Source organism: Cellulosilyticum sp. ST5 (assembly GCF_046529625.1).
Taxonomy (GTDB): domain Bacteria; phylum Bacillota; class Clostridia; order Lachnospirales; family Cellulosilyticaceae; genus Cellulosilyticum; species Cellulosilyticum lentocellum.
This window is the reverse complement of sequence record NZ_CP132338.1, coordinates 1,178,685-1,193,716: the sequence shown is the minus strand read 5'-3', so window position 1 is coordinate 1,193,716 and position 15,032 is coordinate 1,178,685. Positions and strand designations below refer to the sequence as shown.

Annotated in this window: 17 protein-coding genes; all 17 read right to left on the bottom strand. The window is 33.0% G+C overall.

What is annotated here, in order from left to right:
• Positions 1–8: 8 nt before the first annotated feature.
• The 17 genes from QTL86_RS05855 to ylqF all read right to left on the bottom strand — a co-directional run bounded on the left by QTL86_RS05855 (position 9) and on the right by ylqF (position 14,992).
• Complete coding sequence (locus tag QTL86_RS05855) at positions 9–788, bottom strand: RNA-binding protein (RefSeq protein WP_410496744.1); 780 nt, start codon at positions 786–788, stop codon at positions 9–11.
• 5 nt (positions 789–793) lie between these two features.
• Positions 794–1,240 (bottom strand): cell division protein SepF, encoded by a 447-nt coding sequence (locus QTL86_RS05850; protein ID WP_127066798.1) that lies wholly within the window; start codon positions 1,238–1,240, stop codon positions 794–796.
• Positions 1,241–1,261: 21 nt separating this feature from the next.
• Complete coding sequence (locus tag QTL86_RS05845) at positions 1,262–1,951, bottom strand: YggS family pyridoxal phosphate-dependent enzyme (RefSeq protein ID WP_410496743.1); 690 nt, start codon at positions 1,949–1,951, stop codon at positions 1,262–1,264.
• Between the two features lie 16 nt (positions 1,952–1,967).
• Positions 1,968–3,932 (bottom strand): HlyD family efflux transporter periplasmic adaptor subunit, encoded by a 1,965-nt coding sequence (locus QTL86_RS05840; RefSeq protein ID WP_410496742.1) that lies wholly within the window; start codon positions 3,930–3,932, stop codon positions 1,968–1,970.
• Positions 3,933–4,098: 166 nt separating this feature from the next.
• Positions 4,099–5,577 (bottom strand): stage IV sporulation protein A, encoded by a 1,479-nt coding sequence (spoIVA, locus tag QTL86_RS05835; RefSeq protein WP_127066801.1) that lies wholly within the window; start codon positions 5,575–5,577, stop codon positions 4,099–4,101.
• 84 nt (positions 5,578–5,661) lie between these two features.
• Positions 5,662–6,651 carry an NAD(P)H-dependent glycerol-3-phosphate dehydrogenase gene (locus tag QTL86_RS05830; RefSeq protein WP_410496741.1) on the bottom strand — a complete coding sequence of 330 codons (990 nt, stop codon included), beginning with the start codon at positions 6,649–6,651 and terminating at the stop codon, positions 5,662–5,664.
• Positions 6,652–6,668: 17 nt separating this feature from the next.
• Positions 6,669–7,289 (bottom strand): glycerol-3-phosphate 1-O-acyltransferase PlsY, encoded by a 621-nt coding sequence (gene plsY / locus QTL86_RS05825; protein ID WP_127066802.1) that lies wholly within the window; start codon positions 7,287–7,289, stop codon positions 6,669–6,671.
• A gap of 2 nt (positions 7,290–7,291) precedes the next feature.
• Positions 7,292–8,617, bottom strand: a complete 1,326-nt coding sequence (gene der / locus QTL86_RS05820) for a ribosome biogenesis GTPase Der (RefSeq protein WP_013657293.1) — start codon at positions 8,615–8,617, stop codon at positions 7,292–7,294.
• A gap of 120 nt (positions 8,618–8,737) precedes the next feature.
• Positions 8,738–9,556, bottom strand: coding sequence for a peptidoglycan editing factor PgeF (pgeF, locus tag QTL86_RS05815; RefSeq protein WP_410496740.1), 819 nt, complete (start codon positions 9,554–9,556; stop codon positions 8,738–8,740).
• Between the two features lie 11 nt (positions 9,557–9,567).
• Positions 9,568–9,936: a YraN family protein gene (locus QTL86_RS05810; protein WP_013657295.1), complete on the bottom strand. Its 369-nt coding sequence runs from the start codon at positions 9,934–9,936 to the stop codon at positions 9,568–9,570.
• On the bottom strand, positions 9,902–10,186 hold the full coding sequence (locus tag QTL86_RS05805) for an EscU/YscU/HrcU family type III secretion system export apparatus switch protein (protein WP_013657296.1): 285 nt from the start codon (positions 10,184–10,186) through the stop codon (positions 9,902–9,904). Before QTL86_RS05805 ends, QTL86_RS05810 begins: the two co-directional genes overlap by 35 nt.
• 10 nt (positions 10,187–10,196) lie before the next feature.
• The gene (locus QTL86_RS05800) at positions 10,197–11,657 is read right to left on the bottom strand and encodes a flagellar hook-length control protein FliK (protein WP_127066804.1); all 1,461 of its coding nucleotides are present in this window, start codon (positions 11,655–11,657) and stop codon (positions 10,197–10,199) included.
• Positions 11,654–12,424, bottom strand: coding sequence for a ribonuclease HII (locus QTL86_RS05795; RefSeq protein WP_410496739.1), 771 nt, complete (start codon positions 12,422–12,424; stop codon positions 11,654–11,656). The genes QTL86_RS05800 and QTL86_RS05795 overlap by 4 nt, the downstream gene beginning before the upstream one ends.
• 5 nt (positions 12,425–12,429) lie before the next feature.
• The gene (gene lepB / locus QTL86_RS05790) at positions 12,430–12,969 is read right to left on the bottom strand and encodes a signal peptidase I (protein WP_127066806.1); all 540 of its coding nucleotides are present in this window, start codon (positions 12,967–12,969) and stop codon (positions 12,430–12,432) included.
• Between the two features lie 27 nt (positions 12,970–12,996).
• Positions 12,997–13,539, bottom strand: coding sequence for a signal peptidase I (lepB, locus tag QTL86_RS05785; RefSeq protein WP_127066807.1), 543 nt, complete (start codon positions 13,537–13,539; stop codon positions 12,997–12,999).
• A 37-nt stretch (positions 13,540–13,576) separates the two neighbouring features.
• Positions 13,577–14,122 (bottom strand): signal peptidase I, encoded by a 546-nt coding sequence (gene lepB / locus QTL86_RS05780; protein ID WP_127066808.1) that lies wholly within the window; start codon positions 14,120–14,122, stop codon positions 13,577–13,579.
• Between the two features lie 15 nt (positions 14,123–14,137).
• The gene (ylqF, locus tag QTL86_RS05775; protein ID WP_013657302.1) at positions 14,138–14,992 is read right to left on the bottom strand and encodes a ribosome biogenesis GTPase YlqF; all 855 of its coding nucleotides are present in this window, start codon (positions 14,990–14,992) and stop codon (positions 14,138–14,140) included.
• Positions 14,993–15,032: the final 40 nt, after the last annotated feature.

The following is a 15,032-nucleotide window of genomic DNA, read 5'->3' as shown; positions in this document are numbered from 1 at the left end:
GTTTCCCCCTATACATATTTTTCTATTGTAATATGAATCCTATCCTTTTTTGTTAATCCACTTATTTGCTTAAGCTTAATTTTACCATATCCTCTAACAGTAATATGGTCCCCTTCTTTTATAAGCTGCTTATTTGTACTCGTCACACCATTACATTTTACACGGTCTGCTTGAATAAGTTTTGTACAGACACCCCTAGATAATCCAAAACCCGCTGCCACTATAACATCTAATCGTAAAGAAGCTACAGTTGTTTCATAACTTTTAATCTGAGGAGGATTAATCTGCAATTGTGAAAAAGGGATTACTTGCTGTTCAATATTTTGATATTTCCCAATACTTAGTAAATTACTATTAATATAGGAAACCATAGACTCATTAGCAATGATGTATGCCCCAAATGGTTTTATTACAATGTCTCCTATTGTCTCTCTTTCAATTCCTAGACCTAATAAAGCACCTAGGTAATCTCTATGTGTAAGTGCCTTTCCAATCCCAGTCTTAACCTTTAGTTCTAAGGCCATAATAGGAAAATCTTCCTCTTGAATTTCATAAGGAGCAATACCTAATACTTGTCTTTCTGCTTCTTTAAAACCACCGTAAAAATAACACATTTGTTTTGTAGATTCCTCTATATAACGATCTATCATACTTAACAACCATTCTTTATTATAAAAATCCGTAAAAATGGGTCTAAATTGCTGCTCTGATCGTTTGCTATATTCAAGCATCATTTTTACAAAGCGTTTTTCATCTGGATCATTTATATGATTTAACGATAGCTTCATCAGTATTAGATTGTAGGCGGAAACACACTACGTTGTTTTAATTTTTCTGGATTAATATTAACATGCTCTGGTGCAAAAATAAAAATACAGTCCGTTACTTTTTCAACTGTTCCATTAAGTGCACAACAAGCTCCTGTTAAATAATCCACTGCACGTTGCATCTCATGAGCAGCTAGTTTTTCCATATTAACAATGATAGGTTTTCTATTTTTAATGTAGCCACAAATCTCACCTGTCATATCATAACTTAACATGGTAAAATTAAGTAATTCCATACGATTAGGCTGATTAAGAGAAACAACCTTAGGTGTATTCATTGGTGGTATATGAGTTTGATGCATAACATTTCTATTAACTTGCTCAACTTCTTGTTCCATTTCCTCTAACTCATCTTCATCAAATTCATCTTCTGGTATAAAAATATTCTTAAATTTTGACATAAAGCCGCTCATTTGTATTCCTCCCAAAAAAATTTATTTAGTGTAATCTCTATTTCCAAAAATAGCCGTGCCGATACGTACCATGGTAGCACCTTCTTCTATTGCTATTTTATAGTCATTACTCATCCCCATTGATAATATATCGCTACTTATATTATCAAACTTTTGCTTTTGTATGTCAACCGATAAATCGTAAAGTTTCCTAAATATGGGTCTATTTTCTTCAGGATTAGCTACAAAAGGGGCTACCGTCATTAATCCTCTCACTCTGATATGTTTCATTTTTGCTAATTCTGCCATAATAGGTATTACCTCTTCTACTAAGAAACCATGCTTTGAAGCTTCTTTTGCTACATTAACTTCTATCAAAATATCTGTTATATACCCTTTTTTGGCTGATTGTTTTTCTATTTCTTCAGCCAGTTTTAAACGGTCTACAGAATGAATAAGAGTTGTTCTTCCAATAATGTATTTAACTTTATTAGTTTGGAGATGACCTATTAAATGCCAATGAACAGATTCATTTAATTCATCCATTTTTTGTACTAATTCTTGTACGTGATTTTCACCAAAATCTTTACATCCTAAAGTTATTGCTTCTTGTATAGACGCCAAAGGATACGTTTTTGAAACAGCAATTAATGTAATATCCTCTACTTTTCTCCCGCTTTTTATTGCTGATTCTTCCATTTCTTTCTTTATCATTTCCAGTTTTTCTTTCATTTCATCCTCACCTTTATTATTCATTTTGAACATTCATATCTTCTAGTAATTGATCAATCTTTATACTTTTAGGATTTGAAATCATTTTATCCATTTCTTTAAGTTGTGTATTTCCGTCATACTTAACAATAGCATATTCTCCACTTACTAATTCGATTTCTATAGTCTTAAACTGAGCAATTTTCCCATTAATAACATAAACACCTTGTTTTGTTTCTATCTCTGTTACTTCATAGGAACTTCCCGATTGGGGATCCACCAAAACATTATTGACTTGTACATTATTACTATTAGTAATATCTTGTCGTATATAGTTATTATCCTCTTTTTGATATTGTATTTTAATAGGCACAAATTCTGTTACTTCACCTACTTTTCTATAAACACCTAATTGCCCTTCATTCTCTATGCAATAAGTTGCTGGGATTTTCAACATATTCTGCTCCACAATGGCTTGCAGTGGAATTTTAAGACCTGTCACATTTTTATTCCCAATAGAAAAATCAACATATCTCAAGTCTAAAAAGTTGCTTATCTGATCACTTGTTTCAAATACTAGTTGTATACGCTTATCATCTTCAGCTTTTTTAGAAACTAATTTAAAAGTGACTTGCTTACTATTCGTGCCGGTAAAGTCAAGATTATAATTTTGCCCTTCCTTAAAAGCTTCATCTTGCGATAAATCTACATAACTTATTATATACCACTTATTATCTAAAATAATCTTATAAACAGGTTCTTCTTTAGTTACTTCGCTTTTATTAAGATAGCTTACATTAGAGTTTTTAATAATACTATTATATTTATCATAATTAAGTGTCTCTATCACTTCTGATAAATTAGAAGTTTCTTGTCCATCTAATTTATATGATATAATCCCTGCTTGTGGTGCTGTTTTACCTAGTCGGTACTGATTGATATTAGCTTGAAGTTCTGTTTTTAGTGCTGCTATGCTTTGTTCTTGATCCTGTTGCTCTTGAGTATAAATGCTTGTCCGCTTATTGACATTTTGATCTAATTGATTACGTAATGTATAAATAAAGTGGGTTGTATTTTCATAACGATTATCATAGAAAGCCTCTATATCTGCTTTTACCTCTTCATTTAAGTCATAAATTTGATCTTGATAAAAGGAGATATCTTTACGTTCTTCTGCTTTCTGATAAATTTGCTCATCTACCTCATTCTCTGTCTTAGTTGACTGTGCTAACTGCTCCTCATCTACTAAAACATAAACCAGTCCATCCTTCTTTACTTTTTCTCCTTCAGAAACGACATACTGAACGTTTCCTTCATCTTGGCTATATACCACTTGCTCATTTCTTAAAATAATACCGCTTAGACTTTTTGAATTATCAATTGTTCCTGTTTTAACAACCTGATAAGAAATTTTAGTTTTAGTGAGTGCCTCTTTTATTTCTATAGCTCCCCATACCCCAAAGGTTGTAAAAATCATTACAAGTGCTATTCGTAATATCAATTGACGTTGCTTCCTTTTCTTATTTCTATAAATCTGTGCTCTTGTAAGCTTATTATTCTTCTTTATCTGCTCTCTTCTCATGTGCGGAGAATTATTTTCTTGTGTAACTTGCCTGTTAGGAGTAACGTATTGCTCCTTTATATAAGGTGTTGTATTTTGATTCGTATATGAGGTAGCACTGTATGGATTTGTATATGATTGTTGATACCCCCTGTCTCCTCCTCTAACATAAGAAGATTCTTGCCTTTTTGGCGTGATTTTATTTCTATTAGCGGAAGTACTCTTACTGCTAGTTTTGCTTCTAACATCTTTTTTTCTATTATCATCTACCTTTTGCATGGTTGTATTAGTCTTGTATGTAGAACGTGTACGTGATTGTACTGGCATATGAGTAGCATAAGGATTAAAATAGCTTCCTTCACCATAGGTAGTATGTCCCTTAGACGTGGGTTGCTTTTTATTGGTTTGCTTGATTTGATTCTTTTTACCACTATTTTTCATTTATTCACTTCCAATTCTATCCTTAATACTTATCATCATATAATGTAATAGCTTATCTTGCAAGATATTACCTCTAAAAAGCTAATAATTTGACAGAGGTTTTTTATTTTTATCATTCCTTTCTAACCTTTTATTTTTTCCATAAAAAAAGGCACATCATGTGCCCTTAAAGAAGGATGCAAATTAAACCGCCATTTCCTTCATTTATAATTTTTTGTAGTGTTTCTTGTAATTTTTGTTGCGCATCTTCTGGCATTCTAAATAGTTTATTTTGTAATCCTTCGTTTACTAATTCATGAAGTGATTTTCCAAAAATATTTGATTCCCAAATCTTTGTAGGATCTGTTTCAAACTCACTTAAAATATTATTAATTAAATCTTCACTTTGTTTTTCTGTTCCAACAATAGGTGCAACTTCGGTTTGAATATTGGCTCGTATAATGTGATAGCTTGGTGCACTAGCCCTTAATTTAACACCAAAACGATTACCTTGTTTAATAATTTCTGGTTCTTCTAATTTTAGCTCATCGAATACAGGACTAACTACTCCATAGCCTTTTTCCTTTACTTCATTCATAGCATAAGCTACCTTATCATACTCTTTTTTAGTAGTAGCTAATTCTTTAATAAGCTTCATAAGCTCATGATCTCCATGAATTTCCATACCTGTCGTTTCAGAAAGTACTCTATAAAAGAGTTCTTCTGTTGTATTAATATCGACCTTTACAACGCCTTCTCCTAATTGAATCTTTTCTAAATAGACATTTTTAACAAAATCTAAAGCTCTTAATTCATTGGTAGCTTCTTTAATCTGTCTAATATTCTCTACATTTGCTATTTGTTCCTTTACGCAATCAATCCATGCTTTTTTCACCCAATGCTCATTATCTAAGGTTTCTACCCATTTAGGGAGCATGAATTGAATTTCATTAAGTGGGAATTCATATAAGATTTTTTCTAATAATTGATGAATATCCTCTGTTTTCATTTGAGCAATATCCATTGGTACCACTGGAACATCATATTCTCTCGATAATTTACTGGTAGCTTCAATAACTTCTGTATCAAAAGGTTTCTTCGTATTGTACACTACAATAAAAGGTTTTCCTAAACGCTTCAATTCATTAATGGCACGCTGTTCCCCTTCTATGTAACTATTTCTAGAAATATCAGTAAAACTTCCATCTGTAGTCACTACGACACCAATGGTAGAATGATCTGTAATAACCTTTTTAGTGCCAAGTTCTGCTGCTTGTGAAAAAGGAATTTCTTCTTCAAACCAAGGCGTTTTAACCATACGAGGTGTATTATTATACAGGTGGCCTTCAGCTTCTGGTACAATATAACCTACACAATCAATCATTCGTACTTTAACTTCAAAATCTCCCCCTATAGTAATACCAATAGCTTCATTTGGTATAAATTTGGGCTCTGTTGTTGTAATAACTTTGCCATCCCCACTTTGAGGTAATTCATCTTGTGTACGTTCTTTACTATGCTCATTTTTAATATTAGGGAGTACCAATGTTTCCATAAAACGTTTAATAAAAGTAGATTTTCCTGTTCTAACAGGTCCAACTACCCCTATGTATATATCCCCATTTGTCCTTTCAGAAATATCTTTGTAAATATCATAGTATTCCATATGAAAGCCTCCTTATATTTTAATTGTATGGGTACATTAAAATATATTGTACAAAAGGCAGATATATACCACTTTTATTCATTTTTAATGTTCGTCTTTTTTATCTCTTAGCATAAGATTATAAATAGTCTCTTTAACTGGCTCATTTTCAAAAATAACCTTATATATAGCATTTAGAATAGGCATCTCAACTTGATACTTTTGCATTAATGCATAACCTGCTTTAGTTGTGGGAACCCCTTCTACTACCATATTAACCTTTTGAATAGCCTCGTCCATTGTATAGCCTTGACCAATTAATTCACCAGCACGACGATTACGACTATGTCCACTTGTACAAGTTACAATTAAATCTCCTATTCCTGTAAGACCTGCAAATGTATTAGGCTTACCGCCCATAGCAATACCTAATCTCGTCATTTCTGCAATACCTCTAGTCATAAGTGCTGCTTTCGTGTTATCACCAAACCCCATACCTTCTACAACGCCTGCTGCTAAGGCAATTACATTTTTAAGTGCGCCACCTATTTCAATACCAATTAAGTCTTCATTAGTATATACTCTAAAATACATATCCATAAATAAATCTTGTATCTCATAAGCATATTTCATATCTTGGCTACTCACAGTAACTGTTGTTGGAATATGTCTTGCTACTTCTTCAGCATGACTTGGCCCAGAAAGTACAACTACCGCATTAGGGAGTACAGATTCAATAACTTGTGAGAGTCTAAGCAAGGTTTCTTCTTCCACACCTTTTGCGACATTAACAATAATTGTACTTGGCTGTAAATAATCCTTCATCTTTTGGGCAGTCGCTCTAACAGCTTTAGAAGGTACTGCCATAACAGCAACTTCTGCTTCTTCCAATGCTTCTGCCATAGAAGTTGTAAAATTAATCTCTAAAGGAATTTTAATTCCTGGAAGACACCTTTTATTTTCTCTATGTTGCAATATGTCCTCTTTTTCTTTTTCTTCATAGCACCAAAAAGTAACATTATTCCCTTTTTCATTCAGAAGTAACCCTAAAGCTAAGCCCCAACCACCTGCTCCAATAACTGTTATCTTTTTCATCTTAAAACCTCCTAACACTACTTTTTACTTGTTAACCTTGCTTCATTACCTTCTATTAATCTCTTTATATTGGCTTTATGCCTATAGAAAGTAAAACCTGTAACCAAAAGTGACAGAACCATGGCCTCAATACCTATATTCCCTTTGCCAGAATAAAAAATAATAATCATAATAGGAATCGAGGCTGTCATAATAAGAGAGCTAATCGATACAATTCGTGTTATTGCAAATGTTATCAAGAATAGTGCTGCTCCTATTAAAAACAAACGATAATCTATTCCGATTAGTGTTCCTGCTGTGGTTGCAATACCTTTTCCACCTTTAAAATGAAAGAATAGAGGAAAACTATGTCCTAAAACAGCACCTATGCCACTATAAAACGCAATCAAAATAGTTGCATCTGAATGATTTGGTGAAAACAGCAATTTTGCCACATAAATAGCTATAATTGCTTTAAGTATATCAATGAGTAAAACAAGAAATCCTGCTTTTTTTCCTAATACACGAATGGTATTAGTTGTTCCTGCATTACCGCTACCTTGTGTTCTAATATCAATGCCTTTTAATTTACCACATAATATTGCTGATTGCACACCGCCAAAAAGATACCCAATAAGTAATGCCCCTAATCTATACATTTTTATTCTTTCGCCCCTTTTTCTCTTACAATAAATCGAAGTGGTGTGCCCTTAAAACCAAAGGCTTCTCTCATTTGATTTTCGATATAACGTTGGTATGAAAAATGCATTAGTTCTTTATCATTTACAAAAATAACAAATGTAGGTGGTTTAATACTTACTTGTGTCATATAGAAAATTTTAAGTGGCTTACCTTTATCACTTGGTGGCTGATTCATAGCCATTGCTTCATATAATACATCATTTAAAACACCTGTACTAATACGTTGAGACTGATTTTGTGCAATTGCATAAATTGTATCAAATAATTTAGGAATACGTTGACCTGTTAAAGCTGAAATGAACATACATGGTGCATACTGCATATAAGCTAATGTATTTGTAATCTTTTTCAAATAAGCATTCATTGTTTTATCATCTTTTTCAATGGCATCCCATTTGTTAACAACAATAATACAACCTTTTCCTGCCTCATGCGCCATACCTGCTATTTTAGTATCTTGTTCTGTAATTCCCTCTTCTGCATCAATAAGAATCAGAACTACATCTGCACGATCAATAGCTGCTATTGTACGGATAATGCTATACTTTTCAATGTTTTCTTTGATTTTACTACGTCTTCTAATACCTGCAGTATCAATGAGTACATATTCTTGACCTTCAATAGTCACTTCTGTATCTACAGAATCACGTGTAGTTCCTGCTATATTACTTACAATAACACGTTCTTCTCCTACAATTTTATTAACTAAAGAAGACTTTCCTACATTTGGCTTACCAATAATCGCCACTCTTATTTTATCATCTTCTTCTGCTTCTGCATCTTCATCTGGGAAATAGCTTACTACTTCGTCAAGCATGTCTCCTAAATTTAAAGCTTGTCCAGAAGAGATAGGAATAGGTTCACCAAGTCCTAGGTTGTAAAATTCATACATGCCCATTGTTTGATGAACCATATCATCGACCTTATTCACTACTAAAACAACTGGTTTGTGTGACTTTCTAAGCATATTAGCAACGTGAGTATCTGCATCTGTCATACCCGTCTTTACATCCACCAAGAAGATAATCACATCCGCTGATTCAATAGCCGCTTCTGCCTGTCTTCTCATCTGACTTAAGATAATATCTGTACTATCTGGCTCAATACCACCTGTATCAATAATAGTGAATTTATGATTAAGCCATTCTACTTCTCCATAAATACGGTCTCTTGTTACACCTGGTGTATCGTCTACTATTGACGTTTTTGATTTTGTTAATCTATTAAATAAAGTAGACTTTCCTACATTAGGTCTACCTATTACAGCAACAATCGGTTTACTCATTTATCTTTCTCCTTTTAATATTAATTTAAAATCTTTAGCTTATCTAAAGTACCTTTTTTCTAATGTACTGATAATCCCTAATTCTGTCAAGAGTCTCCACCTATTCTCAAAAAAGTCACGTTATTTTAAGCACATAAATGCACCTAATGTTCCTCTTTTACCTTGAGTTTTTCTGTGTGAAAAGAATAAATCTGAATGACAACACGTACAGATTTGGCTTTGAATGATATTTTCCTTTAAAATCCCTGCTTCAAGAAGTATCCTTTCATTACATGCCCATAAATCAATATGATACTTATCATCATATTCATGGGAAATAATAAATGATGCTCCTGGAAACTGATTACTAAATTGGTCTGCCACCTCAGCACCTACTTCAAAACAGCATGAGCCTATAGATGGCCCTATAGCCACTTGAATGTCACTAGCCAAAATACCTTCCTTTTCCCATAACTCAATCATCTTCTTTCCAATTCTACCTACGGTTCCTCTCCATCCGGCATGAGCCATACCTATCATACCATATTTAGGTGCATAAAAAAACAGGGGAACACAATCTGCATAGTGTGTCACTAATGTGACCCCCTTCTCTCTTGTATAAATGCCATCTTTACTTTTCCACTTGTTAGGTTGTGTAATACCATTCCCTTTATCTTCTTGAGTCACTTTTGCAATTTCCAATTCATGTACTTGTTTAGATAGCACAAGCGAATCCAGTGTTACTTCTAGTGCATCACATACTCTCCTATAATTTTCTATAACGCTTGTTTCTTTATCACCTCTATTAAAACCAAGATTTAAGCTGGACCACTCCCCCTCACTTACACCACCTGTTCTAGTAGTAAAACCATGTACTAAAGCTTCGTTTTCCCATGGTGTAAAAATTAGGTAAGTTAACTCTCCTTTTGTAATAAACTTAAATGATGCTAAATCTATCATGCCAAATCCTCCTAAAATGCCGCTTCTAAATGTGTTATGCTAGTTTCCAAGATTTCAATCACATCAAAGCGACTTGCTACTTCATAACCTATCTTTGTTCTTAAATAGTACATAGCCGTACGTAAGATGTGCTGTCTTTTCTTATAATCAACTGCTTCTCTTGGATAACCATAATCTACTCTTTTTCTATATTTTACTTCTACAAATACAATATATTCATCATCCTTAGCAATGATGTCAATCTCACCGAAACGACACCTATAGCTATGTTCCAAAATCGTATAATGCTTAGCTTCTAAATAAGCTATTGCTAATAGTTCATATTGTGTTCCTAGTAAACGCTTATTACTTATGCCCTCTCGTTTTGGCGTAAAGCTCATCCATATCACCTACAAATACTAAGACTTTTGCTACAAGCTCATATAGTTCTGTTGGAATTTGTTCTCCTACTTGTAACTCTGCTAAGATTGTAGCCAACTTCTTGTCTTCATAAACAGGCACATGATGTTTTTTAGCTTCTTCCAGTATATTTTCTGCTACTTTTCCACTTCCACTAGCAACAATAGTAGGTGCATTCATATCTTCTTGATAAGATAAGGCAACAGCTTTCATTCTTTGCTTTTTTTTCATTACGCCCTCCTTATGCTTTAAGGTCCATATGATAAAGTCCTGTATATATTTCTTCCTTAAGTCTATTATCCTTCAATAATTTAACTTGTAATTGATTTAAATGATATCCTGAACTACCTAATTCTTCAGATAATTGTTCTAATGAAGACTCTATTTGCTCTTTCATTGTTTGAGTTTCAACTTTAAGTGTCATATTAACAGCATCTTTTATTTGCTCTATATGTACTTCTACTTTACGCAAAAAGGGCATATTGAGTGCCATTACAATATACATCCGTTCATCGCTATTGCCTTGCTTTTTCTTTGGTTTAAAAAAATAAAGTTCACCCGTGTTTTCTTGATTATTAAAAACCATAGGAAAACAAAAGTACTGCGCTTCTATATTATACTTTTGAACAACTTGAAACATCTGATGTACTTGCTGCAACTTTTCTTTTCCTTCTTCAGAAAGATCTAATTTCCCTAAATGCTCTAGAATTGCTTCTACACGTTCACTTGTCCCTGTAATTTTTTCACTTTCTTTTATATGGTTATTTATTTGTTTGATATCAACTTCAAGGTAACTTTTAAAAATGGCCTCTGCAAGTGTTTTTAGTACTTTTTCATAAAAAATTTCCGGCTGTCCCCTAAAATAGTCATTTACTTTCTGCTCCAATCGAAACTCTTCCATAGAAATTGATGAAACCCAATCTTTTAAAATCACTTCAGCCGAGCGGGACTGTGCAGGTGAACCATCAACTAATCTATTTTCTTTTAAGGACTTACTTTCCTCATACTTTCCTGTCTGTTCATCAATCAAACTTGCTTTTATTGCTTTTTCTAATTGTTCTAGCGACAATGCATGACCAAAATCATGTACTACATTCTCGAGTTGGTTCATGTTTTTCATGCCCTCTAGTATACCTTTAAAGGCTTCAGTTATTCCCTTTATTCCCTCCGATTTTAAATATGAAAGCTGCTCTATATCTTTTAATACTAATGGCACTTCACTTGATTTTAAATTGACAAGCATTTCTGTTGGTAAATCATAAGTTTTATGTCCTTGAAAAATGGATAAAAGGCTTTCTTTATTCAAAGGTAATTGCTTCTCTATAAACTGTCCGATAATATTTTTCATTTCTATTTGATTAGGTAATTTCAACTCACTCATAATTTTATCAATAAGTTGACCATTTGATAAAGTTTCAGGTATTTTAGGTTGTAATATAAGCTTTTGATTTTCTTTACCCACTACCACAAAAGAAAGTAATTTGCCTATATCCACAGCATCTAATAGATTAACAGGCACGCTTATACCATTCCCTAATTTTAATACAGTACCATTCTCGGCTTCTATTAATGTCCCCTCAATATAATCTCCTGGTTGTAACTTTGCTAGTAAATGACTTATATCCCTACTAGTTGAAGAGGCTTCATAACCAGCTGGCGTCGCTTCTGTTAACGGATTAAACCTTAAAGTTTCATTAATCAAAATATCCCCTCATTCTTTAAAAATGATTTACGATGCAATGGCGTAATACCATAATTTCGTATTGCTTCATAATGTTTTTGACTACCATAACCTTTATTATTTTCCCAGTCATACTTGTCATAGGTGTTGGCATAAGCTTTCATCATTCGATCTCTTGTCACCTTTGCAATCACACTAGCAGCTGCTATACTAGCACTTTTGTCATCACCACCTATAATAGCTTCTTGTCTTATTTGAATCTTTGGAATCACTTTATCACCATCTACTAATACCCTATCATAGTCCATCTTAAGCTCACTTAAGGCATGTCTCATTGCTTCAAAAGTAGCTTGTAAGATGTTAATCTCATCAATGCGATCAGCATCTACGATTCCTATACCAATCCCTAAAGCATTGGACTGAATTTGATCATAGAGCTTCTCTCTTTTGGGTTCTGTTAATTTTTTTGAATCCTTTAATCCTACAAGATTTGTATCATAAGGCAAAATAACAGCAGCTGCCACTACTGGTCCTGCTAAAGGTCCTCTGCCAACTTCATCTATTCCTACAAGGATATACTGATTATCATGAAATATGCTATCAAATTCGCACTTAAGTTGCCATAAAGCTAGTTCATTTTCATAAGTCTGTATTTTTCTTTTATATTTATCAATTAACTTAATAACGCCACTACGTGTATCTATTTCATATGCTTTTAATTCTTCTTTTAGCGACTCTATACTTAAGTTATTTAACAATTGATCTAATTCTTTTATATTCAAATTCACCCCACCTATTCTACTACTCCTATGCGTTGTAAAGGAAAAATTCTAAACCCAGCTTTTGCAATAATTGCAGTCCTTGGAATAGGACCAAATACTCTACTATCTTTACTATTAATTCGGTTATCTCCCATCATAAAATAATAGCCTGAGGGTACTTTATAAGGAAAGTCTATGACTGAACCTGAATAAAGATATGTTTTTGTTGTTTCATCTAAATATCTAGATTCATCTATAGCCTTTCCATTAACATGAACCTCATTATTAATAATATCTATGATATCTCCTGGCAAGCCTATAACACGCTTAATCAAATGATCTTCTTCGTACGTAAATACAGCAATCTCTCCTCTTTCAGGATTTCTATAATAATAAGGAATACGATTAACAATAAGATGATCTCCAGGATAAATGGTATGCTTCATAGATTCTGTAGGAATTCTTGTATGACTTATAATAAAACTTGAAATTAATAGTGCAGTTAATACAGCAAGCATAGGCTCTTTTATCATTTCTATTATTTTTCTTACTTTAGTGTAATACCTGTTCATCCTCTGCACATCTCTTTCTTCTACTCTCTATTTAAGTAAACCTATTTGATTAAATGGATATATTTTTATCCATGCCTTACCATATATTTTATCTCTAGCAATTGCTCCTAAATAACGGCAATCTTGACTCTGCGCCCGGTTATCTCCCATTAAGAAATAATGATCTTCTGGTACAGTATAAGGAAATGTTACATGGTCAGATCCAGGATAAGGTTCCGAACTCATTCCTGCTGCTAAATAGGCAGATTCATCTATTGCTTCATCATTGACATAAACCTGTCCTTCTCTAATATCAATTATATCCCCTGGTAAACCTATGACACGCTTTACCCAACTTTCTTCCCCTTGTTTAAATACAACGATTTCTCCCACCTCAGGATTACGATAATAATAGGGTACCATGGTAGTTAGAATATGATCTTGCTCATTAATGGTACTAACCATAGAAGGAGTTGGAATCTTATTATGGCTTACAATAAATGATGTAAACAATAAAGCAACTAATACAACTAAAACTAACTCTTTTATAAACTCTACACATCCTTTGATGCTATATAATACTTTACTCATCTTTTCACATCCTTTTCGCTATGTATTCTTTTAAGATTTATTTCATAGGTCCTATCTGATTAAATGGATAAATACGAAAAATAGGTGTTCCCACTATTTCATCTCTTGAAACAGCACCTATATATCTAGAATCTTTACTATCCATCCTATTATCACCCATTAAAAAATAATGATCCTCTGGAACCTTATATGGAAACTCTACAGGTTCATCCCATGGCGAATTAGGTGTAGAAATTCCTGTATTTTTTAAATAAGTCTGTTCATCATAGAATACATCATTAATGTAAACATCACCTTCACGTATATCAATTATATCTCCTGGCATACCTACCACACGTTTCACCCACATTTTATCTTCTTGATGAAAAACTACAATTTCACCTCTATTAGGATTTCTATAATAAAATGGGATAGGTGAAACTAATATGCGATCATTAATATTCAATGTGCTAATCATAGAACCAGATGGAATCTTATTTTGACTCAATATAAAGCTAAAGAACAATAAGCAAATTAAAACTACAATAGCTATTTCTTTTATCATTTCTATAATTGTCTTTAATCTAAATCCCCCATCATGCATCTTATCACTTCTTTTCTACTCTTTATCTTTCCTAGGCACTTCTACTGTTACACGTCCCCATTTACCACTACGAAATTCATCAATAATGGTTTGAGCTGTACGCAATTCATCTAACTCCCCACCCGCTATTATCAAACCTCTTTTTAAGCCAATAGCCTTAAAAGCTTCATAAGCCTCTACTGGTAAATTCATTTTATAGCGCTGTTCAATCTGTGCTTTAAACAATGTACTTCCTTCTTCAAGTAAATGAATAGCTAACTGTCTATTATCTAAAATATTATCATTGATAGAACCAATATACGCTAAATGACGTGCCACCATTTGATCTTCAAACTTAGGCCACAAAATACCTGGCATATCTAAAAGTTCAAAGCCTTTCTTAATTTTAACCCATTGTTTACCACGTGTAACTCCTGGCTTATCACCTGTCTTAGCTGTCCCTTTGCCAACTAAAGAGTTAATAAATGTAGATTTACCAACATTAGGAATTCCTACAATCATGGCACGTATAGGACGATAAATCCTTCCTCTCGCACGATCACGCTCTATTTTTTCCTTTAATAAATCTTCTGCAATTTTAGTTACTTCCTTAATACCTTTTCCCGTAGTCGCAATAATAGGTACCACTTTCACATTATGTGCACTATACCATTTGATCCATTCTTTTGTAATTGATTCATCTGCTAAATCTGCTTTGTTTAAAATAATAATACGCATTTTATTTTGTGCAAGCTTATCAATATCTGGATTTTTTGTACTATAAGGTGCTCTTGCATCTAAAAGTTCAATAACAATATCAACAAGCTTAATATTTTCTTCTATTAATCTTTTTGTTTTGGTCATATGACCTGGATACCACTGTATATTCATTCTGTCTATCACCTTTATGAAATCTATTTTATCTTTACTA